Origin of the sequence: Collimonas sp. OK412, assembly GCF_900112135.1 — a bacterium.
GTDB classification, from domain to species: domain Bacteria; phylum Pseudomonadota; class Gammaproteobacteria; order Burkholderiales; family Burkholderiaceae_D; genus Collimonas; species Collimonas rhizosphaerae.
Window position 1 is genome coordinate 97121 of sequence record NZ_FOLC01000006.1, and the last position, 17036, is coordinate 114156.

General features: G+C 61.8%; 13 protein-coding genes. 6 read left to right on the forward strand and 7 right to left on the reverse strand.

All coding sequences use genetic code 11. The annotated features are described in order from the left end of the window. The first annotated feature begins 152 nt into the window (after nt 1-152). Complete coding sequence (locus tag BM062_RS08700; RefSeq protein ID WP_092395851.1) at nt 153-470, forward strand: hypothetical protein; 318 nt, start codon at nt 153-155, stop codon at nt 468-470. Between the two features lie 301 nt (nt 471-771). Here BM062_RS08700 and BM062_RS08705 read toward each other — a convergent pair whose 3' ends face one another. Continuing rightward, entirely contained in the window at nt 772-2631 is a 1860-nt protein-coding gene (locus tag BM062_RS08705; protein ID WP_092395853.1) for a phosphoenolpyruvate carboxykinase (GTP), read from the reverse strand. Nucleotides 2632-3061: 430 nt separating this feature from the next. Between BM062_RS08705 and BM062_RS08710 the strand changes: the two genes are divergently transcribed. Beyond that, a complete protein-coding gene (locus tag BM062_RS08710) occupies nt 3062-4054 on the forward strand; it encodes a D-2-hydroxyacid dehydrogenase family protein (RefSeq protein WP_092395855.1) in 993 nt (330 codons plus the stop codon). Nucleotides 4055-4058: 4 nt separating this feature from the next. On the opposite strand, the gene BM062_RS08715 is transcribed toward BM062_RS08710, so the two are convergent. Next, nucleotides 4059-4814 carry an L-asparaginase gene (locus BM062_RS08715; protein ID WP_254785009.1) on the reverse strand — a complete coding sequence of 252 codons (756 nt, stop codon included), beginning with the start codon at nt 4812-4814 and terminating at the stop codon, nt 4059-4061. A gap of 154 nt (nt 4815-4968) precedes the next feature. On the opposite strand from BM062_RS08715, the gene BM062_RS08720 reads away from it, so the two are divergent. From BM062_RS08720 to BM062_RS08735, 4 genes are read left to right on the forward strand one after another with little or no spacing between them, the layout of a single operon-like run. Then, the gene (locus BM062_RS08720; RefSeq protein WP_092395857.1) at nt 4969-5583 is read left to right on the forward strand and encodes a sorbitol dehydrogenase family protein; all 615 of its coding nucleotides are present in this window, start codon (nt 4969-4971) and stop codon (nt 5581-5583) included. Nucleotides 5584-5585: 2 nt separating this feature from the next. Continuing rightward, nucleotides 5586-7187: a GMC family oxidoreductase gene (locus tag BM062_RS08725; RefSeq protein WP_092395859.1), complete on the forward strand. Its 1602-nt coding sequence runs from the start codon at nt 5586-5588 to the stop codon at nt 7185-7187. Continuing rightward, nucleotides 7184-8659: a cytochrome c gene (locus tag BM062_RS08730; protein ID WP_254785010.1), complete on the forward strand. Its 1476-nt coding sequence runs from the start codon at nt 7184-7186 to the stop codon at nt 8657-8659. Before BM062_RS08725 ends, BM062_RS08730 begins: the two co-directional genes overlap by 4 nt. A 12-nt stretch (nt 8660-8671) precedes the next feature. Next, nucleotides 8672-9157 carry an asparaginase domain-containing protein gene (locus BM062_RS08735; protein WP_092395861.1) on the forward strand — a complete coding sequence of 162 codons (486 nt, stop codon included), beginning with the start codon at nt 8672-8674 and terminating at the stop codon, nt 9155-9157. A 66-nt stretch (nt 9158-9223) separates the two neighbouring features. On the opposite strand, the gene BM062_RS08740 is transcribed toward BM062_RS08735, so the two are convergent. The 5 genes from BM062_RS08740 to BM062_RS08760 all read right to left on the reverse strand — a co-directional run bounded on the left by BM062_RS08740 (nt 9224) and on the right by BM062_RS08760 (nt 16932). Continuing rightward, entirely contained in the window at nt 9224-11428 is a 2205-nt protein-coding gene (locus BM062_RS08740) for a M3 family metallopeptidase (protein WP_254785011.1), read from the reverse strand. A 197-nt stretch (nt 11429-11625) separates the two neighbouring features. After that, a complete protein-coding gene (locus tag BM062_RS08745; protein ID WP_092395863.1) occupies nt 11626-12714 on the reverse strand; it encodes a porin in 1089 nt (362 codons plus the stop codon). Nucleotides 12715-12833: 119 nt separating this feature from the next. Beyond that, entirely contained in the window at nt 12834-13925 is a 1092-nt protein-coding gene (locus tag BM062_RS08750; RefSeq protein WP_092395865.1) for an ABC transporter ATP-binding protein, read from the reverse strand. 27 nt (nt 13926-13952) lie between these two features. After that, nucleotides 13953-15758: an ABC transporter permease gene (locus tag BM062_RS08755; protein WP_092395867.1), complete on the reverse strand. Its 1806-nt coding sequence runs from the start codon at nt 15756-15758 to the stop codon at nt 13953-13955. A 73-nt stretch (nt 15759-15831) separates the two neighbouring features. Further along, a complete protein-coding gene (locus BM062_RS08760) occupies nt 15832-16932 on the reverse strand; it encodes an ABC transporter substrate-binding protein (RefSeq protein ID WP_092395869.1) in 1101 nt (366 codons plus the stop codon). Nucleotides 16933-17036: the final 104 nt, after the last annotated feature.

Sequence of the window (17036 nt, forward strand, 5' to 3'; positions counted from 1 at the left end):
CATAATGCATTAACGACGACATGGAAGACATTCTTCAGCCGCATCAGAACATTATTCGTCGAACACATAACTGATATCCAAAATCAGAATTGGATAGCACGCTAAGTAGTGAATATACTGCAATGCAACATCACCATGAAAGAGTCGTCGCAATGTCTTTATTCGCTTTTGCCCTGCCAGCTGAAATCGCCTTGTTCGACGCATCGGCCCTGCTTGCTGCCGCTGCCGCCGCACTGCGGCCTTTGCTGGGCCTGGGAGCGCTGGCGACCTTGATGGTGTATTTCAAACCGCTTTGGATGGGGATCTTGCGCGCAGCATTGATGCTGATCAAGCCGCGCAAATCGCTGGAGCAGCGGATTGCCCGCAGCAAGTTCAAAGGGCAGCAACTGATACGCCGCATGGCTAACGACCATGCCTCCAGCCAGCCTAACCTGGCGGCCGAGCTGCGCTTGCTGGCCGGCCGCGACTGATGACACGCTTGACGACAATTAACCACGAGGAGTTTGCCATGCACCAATACATTTACCATGACGAAGACGGCTTCCCGACTTTCGCAGTGCTGCAATGGCTGCGTGCCGTGGCCACGCGCGTTCTGGCCTGGATGGGTTTGAACGGCCTGTAACAGCTGTCATCTGAATTTCTGACGTCTCCTCTTTCCTGCGATGGAAGGATTCACCCCGCCGGCTTAGCGCCGGCGGGGATTTTTTTTGCCCGCACATAAAAAAACGCCCGCAAGCCGCGGGCGTTCTGTTTTGCGATGCGAGCCGGACCTTACTCGGCCAGCTGCTTCTCCAGCGCCAGCTTGACCTCGGCCAACTGCTTCGGCAAACGATGTTTCAGCTTGTCGAACAGTTCCGTATGCAGCGCGGTTTCCGCTTTCCAGGCAGCCTTGTCGATCGCGGTGATGCGCTCGAACTGTTCTTCGCTGAACGCCAGTCCTTCCCAGTTCAGGTCGGCGTAACGCGGCGTCACGCCGAACAGGTGCTCGACGCCGCCCTGCTTGCCGTCGAGCCGGTCCAGCATCCAGTTCAGCACGCGCATGTTGTCGCCAAAGCCAGGCCAGACGAACTTGCCGTCGGCGCCGGTGCGGAACCAGTTGACGCAGAAGATCTTCGGCAGTTCGGCAGCGCCTTGCTGCGCCAGCTTCTCGCCCAATGTCAGCCAGTGCTGGAAATAGTCGCTCATGTTGTAGCCGATGAACGGCAGCATGGCGAACGGATCGCGCCGCACCACGCCTTGCTGGCCGGCCGCGGCAGCAGTGGTTTCCGAACCCATGGTGGCTGCCATGTACACGCCTTCCACCCAGTTGCGGGCTTCGGTTACCAGCGGCACGGTGGTGGAGCGGCGGCCGCCGAAAATGAAGGCAGAGATCGGCACGCCGGCCGGATCGTCCCAGGCGGCGTCGATGACCGGATTCTGGGTTGCGGCCACGGTGAAGCGCGCATTCGGATGGGCTGCCTTGGCGCCGGTTTCCTTGGCGATGGCCGGCGTCCAGTCCTTGCCCTGCCAGTCGATCAGGTGCTCAGGCGCCGTGCTGCTCATGCCTTCCCACCAGACATCGCCATCGTCGGTCAGGGCGACGTTGGTGAAGATGGTGTTTTCGCGCAGCGAGGCCATGCAGTTGTAGTTGGTCTTGTTGTTGGTGCCCGGAGCGACGCCGAAATAGCCGGCTTCCGGATTGATGGCGTACAGGCGGCCGTCGGCGCCCGGCTTGATCCAGGCGATGTCGTCGCCGATGGTAGTGACTTTCCAGCCCTCGAAACCTGCAGGCGGGATCAGCATGGCGAAATTGGTCTTGCCGCAAGCGGACGGGAAAGCCGCCGCAACATAGTGTTTCTTGCCTGCCGGCGATTCGACGCCGAGGATCAGCATGTGTTCCGCCAGCCAGCCCTGGTCGCGGCCCATGGTTGAAGCGATGCGCAGCGCAAAGCATTTCTTGCCGAGCAGCGCGTTGCCGCCGTAACCCGAACCGTAAGACCAGATTTCACGGGTTTCCGGATAGTGGACGATGTACTTGGTCGGATTGCAAGGCCAGGCCACGTCTTTCTGGCCGGCCGCCAGCGGTGCGCCGACGCTGTGCACGCAAGGCACGAAGTCGCCGTCGCTGCCCAGCACATCGCACACGGCCTTGCCCATGCGGGTCATGATGCGCATGTTGACGGCGACGTACGGCGAATCGGACAGTTCAACGCCGATATGGGCGATCGGCGAACCCAGCGGGCCCATCGAAAACGGCACCACATACATGGTGCGGCCTTGCATGCAGCCGTCGAACAGGCCGTGCAGCGTCTTGCGCATTTCGGCCGGATCGGTCCAGTTGTTGGTCGGGCCGGCGTCTTCTTCTTTTGCCGAGCAGATGAAAGTGCGGTCTTCGACGCGCGCCACGTCCGACGGATCGGAGCAAGCCAGGTAGCTGTTCGGGCGTTTTTCCTGGTTCAGTTTTTTCATGGTGCCGGCCGCCACCATGTCGCTGCACAGGCGATCGTATTCAGCCTGCGAGCCGTCGCACCAGTAGATGCGGTCAGGCTTGGTCAGGGCGGCGACTTCAGCTACCCAGTTGATCAGTTTCTGCTGCTTGACGTATGCCGGGGCGTTGATTGCAGCAATGCCGCCCATAAGGGGTTGATTCATGAAAACTACCTCCAATACCAATAAAGAAATCTGCGTCTGGCCTTCCTTTGCCAGCGGCCTGCGCCTGCCTGGCGCGCCGTGTCGGTCGGCTGAATTCTGGTGCGTTTGCTGCGGGCTCTTTGTGCATCGCCGCGGGCAGCAAAAAATGAAATAATGGGCCGGGGTTTACTGTCAGCTACAAATTTACAGGCATCGTGCGGGTTTTACAGCGGCGTAGGCCGCACACCATGGTCGATACTGCTTGTCCGGTCCGGCAAACTGCATTTTTCCTGGGAAAAGTGGCCCGATTGTACACCCGATTTGTAGTGAAAATGACCAACTATTGTAGTAAGGTATTTCCCGTTTTCCGGATGCTGTTGCTTTATTACGTGACAGCGGTTTTCCTCCACTTTTTTGCACGCATTTACTTTCCGTAAAGCCAGAGACTCCTATGAAAATTGCCATACTCGATGATTATCAGGACAGCGTCCGCCATCTCGACAGCTTCAACATGTTGGAGGGCCACGAGGTGAAAGTGTTCAACAATTCCGCGCGCGGCGTTGGCCAGATGGCAATTCGGCTGGCCGATTTTGAAGCGCTGGTATTGATACGCGAACGCAGCAGTTTTTCCAGGGCGCTGCTGCAAAAACTGCCGAAGCTGAAACTGATTTCGCAGACCGGCAAAGTGAGCGGCCATATCGACGTCGAAGCAGCTACCGACTGCGGCATCGCCATCGTCGAAGGCGTCGGCGATCCGACCGCGCCGGCCGAGCTGACCTGGGCCCTGGTCATGGCCGCCAGCCGCCGCATTGCGCGCTATGTCAGCAACTTGCAGCAAGGGCAATGGCAATCGGTGTCGGCGCTGCCGCAAAACGATGTCATCGGCACCGCGCTCAAGGGACGCACGTTGGGGATCTGGGGTTACGGCAAGATCGGCCGCATGGTTGCGGGATACGGCAAGGCGTTCGGCATGCGGGTGCTGGTATGGGGACGCGATGCCAGCCTGGCCGCGGCGCAAAAAGACGGTTACGAAGCCGCAGCGTCGAAGCAGCAGTTCTTTGCCGAAGCCGATGTGCTGTCGCTGCATCTGCGCCTTAATGACGCCACCCGCGGCATCGTCGAGGCAGCTGACCTGGCCTTGATGAAATCCAGCGCCATCTTTGTCAACACCAGCCGCGCCGAACTGGTCGCCGACGGCGCGCTGCTGCCGGCCTTGCAGCAGGGCCGGCCTGGTTTTGCGGCGCTGGATGTATTCGAGACCGAGCCGCTGCCGCCGGATTCGCCGCTGTTGCGGATGGAGAATGTGCTGGCCACGCCGCACCTGGGTTATGTCGAGAAGGATGGTTACGAGCTGTATTTCCGTGCAGCGTTCCAGAATGTGCTGGATTTCGCCGGCGGCACGCCCAAGAATGTCTTGAATCCGGGCGCGCTGCCGCAGAAGTAAATCGTCAGTCGTCGTCGCCGGCGCCGCTGGGCAGGATCAGCTTGTTCAGGCGCGCTGCCGGCGCCGCCAGCGTGGTATCGCGCCACATGCCTTGCCAGCCGGGCGGCCATGGCAGGGCTGGGCCGCTGTATTCGGGCACGTTCTTGCGCACCGGGATCACCGGCAGGCTGTCCGGCATCGGGCCTTCGCTCCAGCCCAGGCTGAAGGCGTAATCCGGCAGCAAGGCGTCGCATACCTTGGCAAACCATGCGCTGTGGTCTTCATCGCGTCCCAGGGCTTGCGCCAGGCCGTGCGGGTCGAACTGCGCCAGCGCCCTGGCCAGCTCCGGGATCGATGCTCCCGGCTTGTCGCCCCAGCCCAGGATAGGATTGAAATTGTAGTCGGCGCCGGAACCGTACCAGCCTTCGCGCCGCGCCCTCTCCATCCAGCTGCGCCGGCCGCAGAACAGGTGCCAGCGCCAGTGCAGGCCGGACGGCTTGGGCCAGCTGTACAGGTACAGCCGCTGGTAACCGGCGCGATGCAGCTCGCGCACCAGCGCCATCAGGCGCGCGTGCGGCATGCGGTCCGGCGGCGCGTGGCGGAACAGGATCGGCTCGCCATCGGCGTGCTGGACCTCGTCGGTAGACAGATTCAGGTCCAGCGTCCGCTTCTCGCTGCCGAAACGCGCAGCGATCCAGCCGGTCAGCAGGTTGACGGAGGTGATCACGCCATAACCGCGGAAGCGGTGGAAAATAACGGTGCCGGGTGCGATGGGTTTCATGAGTCGGGATTCTTGTCAAAGAGGTGCGCGCTGAAATCAAATGTTACCAGTGTAGTCGCTGCGCGCCGTTTTCATAGGGTAGGCAAAAGACGCAGCAGCTATCTGCCGGGCTTAGTATAATCAGGCAACCCACCAGGCAGAAAGGACTAGCCATATGCAGCAACGTCCATCAGTTACAGGCGAGCGAACAAGCGACCAGCCCATCACGGCAGCCCCTGGCCGCGAGGTGTTTTCCGCCAGCAGGCGCAATCTCATGCTGCTGGCCGGCGTCAGTTTCGCGATGATGAGCATTCCTCGCTGGCTGCAGCAAGCCTCAGCCCAGACCGTCACCCCCGCCGCACCTCCCCCCAGCAGCCAGCAACAGGCAAATTTCATGGCATTGTCGGCCTTGCTGACCGGGGCGCCGAAACTCAATCCGCGCATAGGCGCAAGACTGTACAGCGCGCTCGGCAAGCAAGCGATCGAGTTTGAAAAGCAGGCCGCAGCGTTGTGGCAGTACAGCCTCGATCACAAAATCAAGGACGTCGATAACCTGGCGGCCGCGGTCGGCAGCGACAGCGCGCTGTCGCTGGTGCTGCACCGTATCGTCAGCGGCTGGTACCTGGGCGTGGTCGGCGACGGCGGCGTCACCGGCAACGCCAAGGTGATCGCCTTCGAGCAGGCGCTGATGTTCGACCAGGTGCGCGATGCGGTAGTCGTGCCGACTTATTGCCGTGCCGCTCCCGGTTATTGGGTTACCCAGCCGGCAGTGTTGAAAGCGAGGGCTTGACCATGGCTGATAACCTGTCCGCAGATGTCGTAATTGTCGGTTCCGGCGTCGCCGGCGCCCTGGTGGCGCATCAACTGGCTTTGTCCGGCGCTTCGGTGCTGGTGCTGGAAGCCGGGCCGCGGCTGGAACGCTGGCGCATCGTCGAGAATTACCGGAATACGCCGAGCAAGGACGATTTCATGGTGCCCTACCCGTCCACCAAATATGCGCCGCATCCCGAATACACGCCGGAAAACAATTACCTGATACTCAAGGGCACGCATAAATACAATTCGCAATACATCCGCGCGGTAGGCGGCACTACCTGGCACTGGGCCGCCGCGGCCTGGCGTTTCCTGCCCAACGATTTCAAGATGAAAACGCTGTACGGCGTCGGCCGCGACTGGCCAATCAGCTACGACGAGCTGGAACCCTACTATTACCGCGCTGAAGTCGAGCTGGGCGTGTCCGGCCCCAACGACGGCACCGACCTCGGTTCGCCGCGCAAGCAGCCGTATCCGATGGACCACTTGCCGCTGTCCTGGAACGACCAGCGCTTCAGCGCCGTGGTCAACGGCGCCGGCCATAAGGTGGTGTCGGAACCGGTGGCGCGCAACAGCCGCGCCTACGATGAACGGCCAAACTGCTGCGGCAACAACAACTGCATGCCGATCTGCCCTATCGCCGCCATGTATAGCGGCATCATCCATGTCGAGAAAGCGGAAAGAGCCGGCGCCAAGGTGCTGGCCGACGCCGTGGTGTATCGCATCGAGGTGGACGCCAAGGAGCGCATCAGCGCCGTGCATTACAAGGATCCGGAAGGCGTCACGCATCGGGTCACCGGCAAATATTTCGTGCTGGCCGCGAACGGCATCGAGATTCCGAAACTGATGCTGATGTCGACCGACGACAAGCACGGCAAGGGCGTAGGCAACAGCTCGGACCAGGTCGGCCGCAACCTGATGGACCATCCCGGCACCGGCGTCACTTTCCTTGCCAATGAAGATCTGTGGCCAGGGCGCGGCCCGATAGAAATGACTTCCATCGTCGACATGCGCGACGGCGCTTTCCGCGCCGAATACGCAGCCAAGAAGCTGCACCTGAATAACATGGCGCAAACCAACCACGCTGCGCAGACCGCCTTGAAAGACGGCCTGGTCGGCGTCAAGCTGAACCAGGAAATCCGCCGCCGCGCGGCGCGCACCGTGAATATCAACAGCTTCCACGACATCCTGCCGGATCCGGAAAACCGCATCCGGCCGAGCACGGAAAAACGCGATGCGCTAGGTATCCCGCAGCCCGAGATCACGTATTCGATCAACGACTACGTGCAGAAGAGTGCAGTGCTGACGCACCAGGCCTATGCCAGCATCGCTGCCATGTTCGGCGGCACCGAAATCAAATTCGACGACGATTTCGCGCCGAACAACCACATCATGGGCGCCACCATCATGGGCGGCGATCCGCGCGATTCGGTGGTCGACGCCCATTGCCGTTCGCACGACCACGAAAACCTGTTCATCGCCAGCGGTTCGGTGATGCCGGTGGCAGGCACGGTGAATTGCACCTTGACCATCGCGGCGCTGTCCTTGCGCATCGCTGACACCTTGAGGACAGTGCTATGACGGCCCGCGCTCAACTCGTTTGCCGGTTTTCCCGCTGGATGGGCGGCATGGCGCTGGCCGCCGGGCTGGCGCACGGCGCCGCGTTTGCCGCCGCTGCCGCTACCGTGGCTGCAGCTCCTGCTGCTGTCGCACCGGCTAATGCTGACCAGATCACGCGCGGCGCCTACCTGGCCAAGGCGGCCGACTGCATCGCTTGCCACACGGTCGATCCGGCCAAGCCGTTCGCCGGCGGCTATCCGCTGGCCACGCCGTTCGGCACCATCTATGGTCCCAACATCACGCCGGACAAGGAAACCGGGATCGGCAGCTGGAGCGATGAAGATTTCATCGGCGCGCTGCACAACGGCATCGACGACGAAGGCAAGCATCTGTATCCGGCTTTCCCCTACACCTCCTTCACCAAACTGTCGCGCGACGACGTGCTGGCGATCAAGGCTTACCTGTTCAGCCTGCCGCCTATCCAGCAAAAAAACCTGGAAAACAAATTGCCGTTCCCGCTCAACCAGCGCTGGATCCTGGCCGGCTGGAACCTGTTCAATTTCAAGCCGGGCGAATGGAAGGACGATGGCGGCAAGAGCCCCGAATGGAATCGCGGCGCTTACCTGGTGGAAGGCTTGGCCCATTGCCAGGAATGCCACACGCCGCGTAACCTGACCATGGGCGTCGACCTCAAGCGTTCCTTCGGCGGCGCCCAGCTGGGCGGCTGGACAGCCTACAACATCACGCCCGATCCGGTCAGCGGCATCGGCGGCTGGAAGGACGAAGAAATTGTCCAGTACCTGAAAACCGGCCTGGTGCCGGGCAAGGCGTCCGCTGCCGGCGGCATGGCGGAAGCGATCGAGCATAGCTTGCAATACCTGAACGATGCCGACCTGAAGGCGATCGTCACCTATGTGCGCAGCGTCCCGGCCATCAACGACGCCGCAGACAAGAAGCCGCGCTACGCCTGGGGCCAGGCCGCTGACGACGATGCCGAATTGCGCGGCGTGGCGGCAGTGTCGGTCAGCAGCAACGCTTCCAGCGGCGCTGAACTGTTCAGCGGCAACTGCGCCAGCTGCCACTCGGCCAGCGGCAGCGGCGTGGTCGGCGGTTATTACCCGTCCCTGTTCAGCAACAGCGTGGTGGGCGCGCGCGATCCCGGCAACCTGCTGATGGTGATTCTCAATGGCGTACAGCGCCGCGGCAAGGATGAGCAGACTTTCATGCCCGGGTTTGCCAATTACCTCAACGATAGCCAGATCGCCATGCTGGCCAACTATGTGGTGAAACAATACGGCCACGCCGATACGCCGCCGATCACGCCCGAGCAGGTCAAGGTCCAGCGCCAGGGCGGACCGGTTTCGCCGATGCTGGCTTCGCTGCCATGGGGACTAGGCGCGGCAGGCCTGATCGTGTTATTTATACTGTTTTCACTCATCATGCGTCGCGGCCGCAAGCCTGGTCCAGCCAAGGACGGCGCGGCTTCATCATAGGAACATTTACTCATGGCTCTACGCATCATCGCCACCGGCGGCACTTTCGATAAACATTACGATGAGATCGCCGGCAAGCTGACTTTCGCCGCCAGCCACCTGCCGCAGGTGATCCAGCGCGCGCGCATCACCACCGAGATCGCGCTGGAAGAACTGCCGCTGCTGGATTCGCTCGACATGCAAGACATCGACCGCCGGCGCGTGCTGGCTTCCTGCACGCATGCGGCGGAACAGGCGATAGTGATCATCCACGGCACCGACACCATGCGCGAGACCGCCGCGGTGCTGGGTGCGGCAGCGCTGGAGAAGACGATCGTAGTCACCGGCGCGATGATCCCCTACGCGATAGCCAATTCCGACGCCTTGTTCAATTTCGGTTTTGCCTGCGGTGTCGCGCAAGCCTTGCCGCACGGCGTGTACGTGGCGATGAACGGCAAGATTTTTGCGTGGGACAAAGTAGAAAAGAACCGCGCCGCCGGCGTGTTCGAGCCTTTGTAATACCTTTTCTCCAGGCGAAAAAAAACGGGGCAGAAAATCTGCCCCGTTTTCACATCCAGTCTGCAATTACTTGGTAACACCGCCCAGGCCGCGCGCCTCCAGCAGCGGCCCGACTTCCGGCCCGCGTCCATAGAAATCCTTGAACAGCGCGCTAGGATCGGCGCTGAAGCCGCGCGACAGCACCTTGGCCCGCAGCAGGTCGCCGTTGGCGCGTTTCAGGCCGCCGTGGGTATTCATCCAGTGCTCGGTATCCTTGGCCAGCACGTCGCTCCAGATATAAGCGTAATACCCGGCTGAATAGCCGCTGGCGAAGATGTGCTGGAAGTATTGCGTATGGTAGCGCGGCGGCACCACATAACCGTCGCCGCTGCTGGCCGCATGCAGCGCTTTCGCTTCAACCGCCATCACATCCTTGGCCGCCGGCGTCTGGCCTGCAGGCAGCTGGTGCCAGGCCTGGTCCAGCATGGCTGCCGACAGGTATTCCGAAGTCTCGAAACCGGCATTGAACTTGCGCGCCGCCAGCACCTTGTTGACCAGCGCTTGCGGCATCGGCTTGCCGGTCTTGTAGTGCTTGGCGTAGTGCGCCAGGACTTGCGGGTTGTGCGACCACATTTCATTGAACTGCGACGGATATTCGACGAAATCCGGCGGCACCGAGGTGCCGGATAACATCGGGTACTGTACGTTGGAGAACATGCCGTGCAAGGCATGGCCGAACTCGTGGAACATGGTGTTGACTTCGTCGAACGTGAGCAGCACCGGCTTGCCGGCAGGCGGCTTGACGATGTTGATATTGTTGGACACGACCGGCTTGGTCCCGAACAGCCGCGATTGCGAGACGTAGCTGTTCATCCAGGCGCCGCCCTGCTTGGTGTCGCGCGCGAAAGGATCGAACAGGAACAGGGCCATCGGCGAACCGTCCTGGTCAAACACTTCGAACACCCGTACATCCTTCTGGTACACCGGCAGGTCGGTGCGTTCCTTGAAGCGGAGGCCGTACAGCTGCTGGGCAGCGTAGAACACGCCGTTCTGCAGCACATTGTTCAGCTCGAAGTAAGGCTTGATCTGGGATTCGTCGAAGTTGTAGCGCGACTTGCGCACCTGTTCCGCATAAAACGCCCAGTCCCACGGCTGCAGCTTGAATGGCTTGGCATGGCTGGCCTTGGCCTGGCGGTCTATCACCTGCTGCATGGCGGCGGCTTCCTTGCGGGCGTTGGCGGCGGCGGCCGGCGCCAGCTGTCCCAGCATGCGGTTGACAGCGTCCGGGGTGCCGGCGGTTTCGTCTTCCAGCACATAGGCGGCATGGCTTGGATAGCCCAGCAGCGCGGCACGCTGGGCACGCAATTTGACGATCTCGGCGACGCCGGCGACGTTGTCGTCGCTGCCGCCGTTGGCGCGCGTGACGGAGGCGGTGTAGAGGCGTTCGCGCAGCTGGCGATTCTTGAGTTGCGCCAGCAGCGGCTGGTCGGTGGTGTTTTGCAGGGCAATCAGCCATTTGCCGTCCAGCTTGCGGCTGCTTGCAGCCTGCGCCGCGGCGCTGATCTGTTCCGGCGTCAAACCGTCCAGGTCGGCTTGGCGGTCGACCACTACCGCGCTGTCGTTATTGGCTTTCAGCAGGGTCTGCTGGAATTGCGTGGTGAGCGAAGAAATCTGCTGGTTCAGCTTGCGCAGCTGGTCCTTGTCGGCGGCCGACAGGCGGGCGCCCGCCCTGACGAAATCGGTGCGATAGCGTTCCAGCAAGCGCAGCGATTCAGGATCGAGGCCGAGGCTGGTCCGTTGCTGGTACAGCTGCTCGACGCGCGCAAACAATTGCGGATCGAGGTAGATGGCGTCCTTGTGGTCGGCCAGCTTGGGAGCCATGTCTTGCTGGGTCTGGTCCAGTTCCGGGCTGGTGTTGGCGCTCACCAGGTTGAAGAATACATCGCTGACGCGGTTCAGCATCTGGCCCGAGCGTTCCAGCGCGACGATGGTGTTGTCGAAACTCGGCGCCGCCGGGTTGCCGGCAATTGCGCGCGCTTCCTGGCGGTGCTGCGCCATGCCGGCTTCGAATGCCGGCTTATAGTCGGAATCCTTGATGCGGTCGAACGGCGGCATGTTGTAAGGCAAGCTGCTGACCTGGGCGAAGGGGGAATTTGCAGCGAGCGCCGCGGTGGCGGCTGAGGCTTGCGATGCCTTGGTTGATCCATTGTCAGCTGTCGTGCAGCCTATCATGCCGGCGGCTGCCGTCACCATCAATCCGCACAGCGTGATACGTCGTGTAGAAGCTTGCATCAATTCTCCTTGGGTTGGTACTGGATTATTTTTTTGACGAAACATTTTACGCCAGCATTCAAGCTACAGGGAATCGTGCCTGTTTTGATAAAAACCGAGTTTGCAAAAAAACACGGAAGACAACTGCGCGTGTAACCGCGCATGTCTTCCGTGGCAAAAGACGGCACGGCCAAACAGCCGCCGTGCCGTTACCGGTTTTAGAAGCGGTGCTGGATGCCGGCGATCACGCCGGTCTGGCTGCTGCCGTAGGCGAGGTCGTCACGCGACAAGCCTACCAGCTGCGAGTTCTTCGCCTTGGAATACGCCGCGCTCAGGTACAGGTCGGTGCGTTTCGACAGCGCATATTTGCCGCGCACCGAATACATGATCGGATCGGCGTCCTTGCCGCTGGCGACGTTCTTGATGTTCTGGTAATAGATGGCGCCGATCAGCGTCACCACCGGCGTCACCTTGTAGCTGGCGCCGCCCCAGAAGAAATCGCTGCGCAGGTCGGCTGCATTCGACGCCAGCGTCTTCTTGTAGTTGCGATAACCCAGGCTCAGGATCAGGTCGCTGCCGAGCTGGTAGCTGCCCGCCAGGTGGATGCTGGTGGCCCGGTCGTAAGCACTGCTGTAAGCGCCGTTGGTGGCGCTGATGGCTGCGCTGTTAACCCGGTCAAATGTGGCGGCGATGCGGAACGGGCCGCTTTCATAGCCCACGCCCAGGTCGTATTTCGCGCTGTCGCTGGTGCTGCCGGCCGTTTCGCCAAAACCATAGGTGGCGCCCAGCTTGAAGTCGCCGAACTTGCCCTGGTACTTGACGATGTTCTGCAGGTTGGTCGGCATGCCGTCCTTGCGTCCGCCCGTGGCGCCGGCTGATGTCACCCATGAATACTGGGCCGAATAACCCATGGGGTCGAACGGCAGGATGAAATCATACGTGGTGGTGAAAGAGCGGCCCAGGACCACCCGGCCGAAACTGCCTTCCAGGCCGACATTGGCTTGGCGGTTGAACAGCACCCCGGCGCTGTCGAACTCGCCGGTATCGGTCTTGAAGCCGTTTTCCAGCTGGAATACCGCCTTCAGGCCGCCGCCCAGGTCCTCGGTGCCGCGAAAGCCGATGCGCGAGGTGTTCATGGCGCCGGAGCTCTGGCGCAGCAAGCTGTCCTTGTTGGCGTTGGCATTGTTCACATACTCGATCCCGGTATCGACGATACCGTAGACGGTGACGCTGGTTTGAGCGTAAGCGCCGGATGCCAGCGTGCCGAGCGCGGCGAGCGTTGCCGCCGCCAGGTACTTTCTTTTCATTGGTGTTCCTCCGTTGTGTAATATTTTTTTGTTGGCTGTGCGGTTACGGCTAAGCTGCACAAAGGCTGTTGCGTGATGCGGATATGACTCCCCCTTTTTTGTCGTCTCGGAATCTTTGCTCAGAAGGCCCACAGCGCTTCCTGCGGCAGCTGCAGCCAGTACTCTCCCGGCGCCAGCCTGTGCCGGGCGTAGGCGCGCAGCACGGTGCTGTCGGCGCCGCTGGCGGCGCTGTTGCGGAACACGCATTCCCAGCGGTCGCCCAGGTACATGCAGGTCGACAGCGGCAGCCGGATGGCGTTGTCCACCTGCGTATCGGAAATGTTGACCTGCTCGACACGGATGATTGCGACCGCATCCTTGTCGCCGCTGCAGATGGTCGGCCCGCGCAGCGTTGCCTTGACGTCGCCGCCTTCTACCTGCAGCAGGGTCAGGCCGCCGTCGCGCTCCAGCACCTTGGCCGGCAGGCGGTTGTTGCTGCCCATGAATTCGGCGGTGAACAGGGTGTCGGGGGTTTCATACATGCTTTGCGGCGTGCCCTGCTGCTCGATCTTGCCGTTGTTGAGCAGCAGGATGCGATCGGAAATCGCCATCGCCTCGGCCTGGTCATGGGTCACCATCAGCGCCGACAGGCCGAGCCGCACGATCAGTTCGCGCAGGAAGGCGCGCGCTTCCTCGCGCAGCTTGGCGTCGAGGTTGGACAGCGGTTCGTCCAGCAGGATCACCGGCGGGTTGTACACCAGCGCGCGGGCAATCGCGACCCGCTGCTGCTGGCCGCCCGACAGCTGGTGCGGGAAACGGTCGCCCAGGTGGCCCAGGCCGAGCTGGCCCAGCACCGTCTTGACGCGGGCGGCGATGTCGCTGCTGCTCATCTTGCGCAGCTTCAGGCCGTAGCCGACATTGTCGGAAACCGTCTTGTGCGGCCACAGCGCATAGGACTGGAACACCAGCCCCAGGTTGCGTTCTTCGGCCGGGATCTCCAGCTTGCGCTGGCCGTCGAACATGGCGCGCTCGCCGATCTGTATGCTGCCCGATTTCGGCGATTCCAGGCCGGCTACCGCGCGCAGCAGGGTCGTCTTGCCGCTGCCCGAAGGCCCCAGCAAGGCAACCACTTCGCCGCGCTGCAATTCCATCGATACGCCCTTGAGGATCTGATTGGCGCTGGCGCCGCTGCCGTAGTCGAGATGCAGGTTATTGACACTTAATTCGCTCATGATGATTTCCTGATTGTGTGGTGCAACTTAGTCGTGAAGCTTGACCCCAAAGCGCAGCGCAATGCCGAGGCCGATGGCCACCAGCGTGATGTTGATGAAGGAGAGAGTGGCGACCAGGTCGACCGAGCCGGAAGCCCACAGCGAGACGATCAGCGCGCCGATCACTTCCGTGCCGGGCGAGAGCAGGTAGACGCCGGTCGAGTATTCGCGTTCGAAGATCAGGAACACCATCAGCCAGGCGCCCAGCACGCCGTAGCGCACCAGCGGCAGCGTGACGTCGCGCGTCACCTGCGCACGGCGGGCGCCGACCGCACGCGCCGCCTCTTCCAGTTCCGGACCGACCTGCAGCAGCGCCGTGGTGATCAGGCGCAAGCCATAAGCCAGCCACACCACCGAGTACGCCAGCCACACCGAGAAGATGGTGGAGCGCAGTTCACGCAGTTGCGGAATCACGTGTTCCACCAGCCATTGCGCTACTGCGTTGTCATAACCTTTCAGCATGCTGTCGAGGAACGACGGCACGAACAGGAACACCCACAGGAACGACAGGCCGGCCAGCAGGCCCGGCACGGCGCGCGGGATCAGCACGCTGTAGTCGAGGAAGCGGGTGATGCCGTCCGATTTGCGATGCATGGCCAGCGCGATGCAGCAGTAGCAGGCCACCGCGATCGCACCGCCGATGACGCCGATCAGGATGGTGTTGACGATGCCGCGCACCAGCGCCGGCTGGTCCCAGATATCGCGGAAGTGCTGCAAAGTGAACGTGTCTATCAGCGATACGCCATAACCCCAGTGCGAGACAAACGCGCGCAAGGCGATGCCGGACAGCGGGATCACGATAGTAAAAATCAGCCAGGCCGCGATCAGGCTGAACGCCAGCCATTTCCACTTGCCCAGCGGCAGCGCCTTCTGGCGCGCGCCCTTGCCCTTGATCGACACATACTTGTTGGCCGAACGCAGCAGCCAGCGCTGGATCATCACCAGCGGCAAGGTCACCGCCACCAGGCACACCGCTACCGCCGCCATCAGGTGGTACGACGGCGTGCCGAGCTTGTTGGTCAGCTTGTACAAGTAGGTCGGCAGCACCAGGTGGCCTTCCGGGTCGCCCAGCACCAGCACCAGGCCGAACACTTCGAAGCCGAGGAAAAACACCAGTACGCCGGCATACGCCAGCGCCGGCATGATCATCGGCAGCGACACATTCAGCGCCACCTGCAGCGGCGAAGCGCCGGCCACGCGGGCGGCTTCCTCGACATCGGCGCCGAGGCTCTTCAGCGCCGCCGAGGCGTACAGGTAAACATGCGGCACATGGGTCAGGCCGGCGATGATGACGATGCTGGGGAAGGCATACACATTCCACGGCGTTGCTTCAATCCCGACCAGGCGCAGCAGGTCCTGCATCCACACCGTATAGAAGCCGACCGGCCCCATCGCCACCACATAACCGAAGGCGATCACCATCGGCGAGACAAAAATCGGCACCAGCAGCATCGGCGCGATCCAGTTGCGGCCCGGCAGGTCGGTGCGCACCATCAGGAACGCCAGCATGCCGCCCAGCGGCACCGCGATCAGGGCCAGGCCGCTGGCCAGCAGCAAGCCGTTGATGAACGCCTGGCGGAAATCCGGATCGTCGAAAATGAAGCGGTACGGTTCCAGGCTCAAGGTCTTGACCGGCGCGAAAAACGGCGCCGACAGGAAACTTTGGTAAAAAATCAGCACCAGCGGCAGGAAAATCGCCACCGCCGCCAGCGTGACCACCAGTCCGCGCGGCCAATTCAGGCGCGCCAGCCGGGAACGGCTGGCCAGCGGATGGGGAGAAGAAATGGATGACATAGTTGTACCTTGCAGAAAAACCCGGGTCTTGAAAATCCGCCATCCCCGCGCGGGCGGGGATGGCATGCTTGCCTTATTTCTTCCCTGCGGCGGCTTTCCACTGCTTCAGGAACGCCAGGCGCTTGGTCTGGTCCAGGTATTGCAGCAGGGCCGGCGTGATTGCGATCGGCTTGAGCGCACCGCCCAGCTGGGTGGTCAGGCTGCCCAGCGTGTTGTGGCCGCTGACATCCGAGCGCAAGGCGTACAGCTGGGATTCGTTGGAGATGATGGTCTGGCCGCGCTTGGACAGCAGGTAGTCGATCCACAGCTTGGCCGCGTTCATGTTCTTGGCCGACTTGTTGATGAACACCACGCGCGACAGCACCAGGTTGTAATCCTTGGTGAAGGAGACGCCGATCGACGGATCCTTGGCGGCGCGCGCTTGCGCGTAAGAGCCGATCACGTTGTAGCCGATCAGGTTCTCGCCGGAGGAAATCCGTTCCAGCATGGTGCCGGTCGAGGATTGCACCCGGATGCCGACATCGCCGAAGGTTTTGGCGAGGTCCCAGAATTGCGGATTGATCTGCGCATCTTCGGTGATGAAGGAGAAGCCGACGCCCGATTTTTCGATGTCGTAGGTGGTGACCTTGTTGCGGAACTTGTCAGCCTTGGCGGTCAGCAGCTTGACCAGGTCGGCATGGTTGGCCGGCACTTCGTCGGCGCTCACCAGGCGCTTGTTGTAGACGATGGCCAGCGGTTCGAAAGTGGTGCCGTAAGCGCTGTCCTTGTAGTTGGCCCAGGCAGGAATCGCAGCGGCTTCCTGCGATTTGTACACGGCGGCATAACCTTCGCTGGCCAGCTTGAACTGCAAGTCCATCGCCGACGACCACAGCACGTCCGCAGTAGCGCCGCCGGCGGCCGCTTCCGAAATGAAGCGGTTGTACACCTCGGTTGAATTCATGTCGTTGAACTCGACCTTGACGCCCGGATAGAGCGCGCTGAAATCCTTGATCAGAGGTTCCGCGGCTTTCGAGTCGGTGGCGCTGTAGATCACCAGCTTGCCTTCTTTCTTGGCGCCGTCGATGACCTTTGCATAGTCGGCCGGATAACCTGCCGGCGCCTGCGCCGAGGCGTTCAGGGCCAGGCCCAGCGATACGGCGGCGATTGCGCTTGCCAGGGTTTTTTTGATAAGCATGGATGTCATCTCCTGAGTGTTATGGGTGCAGCTACTTTTAAAAAGGCGCAGGCGAGCCGGTGCCAGCCGGGGATTCGGCTGCCATCTGGCATTGCTTGCGGGGT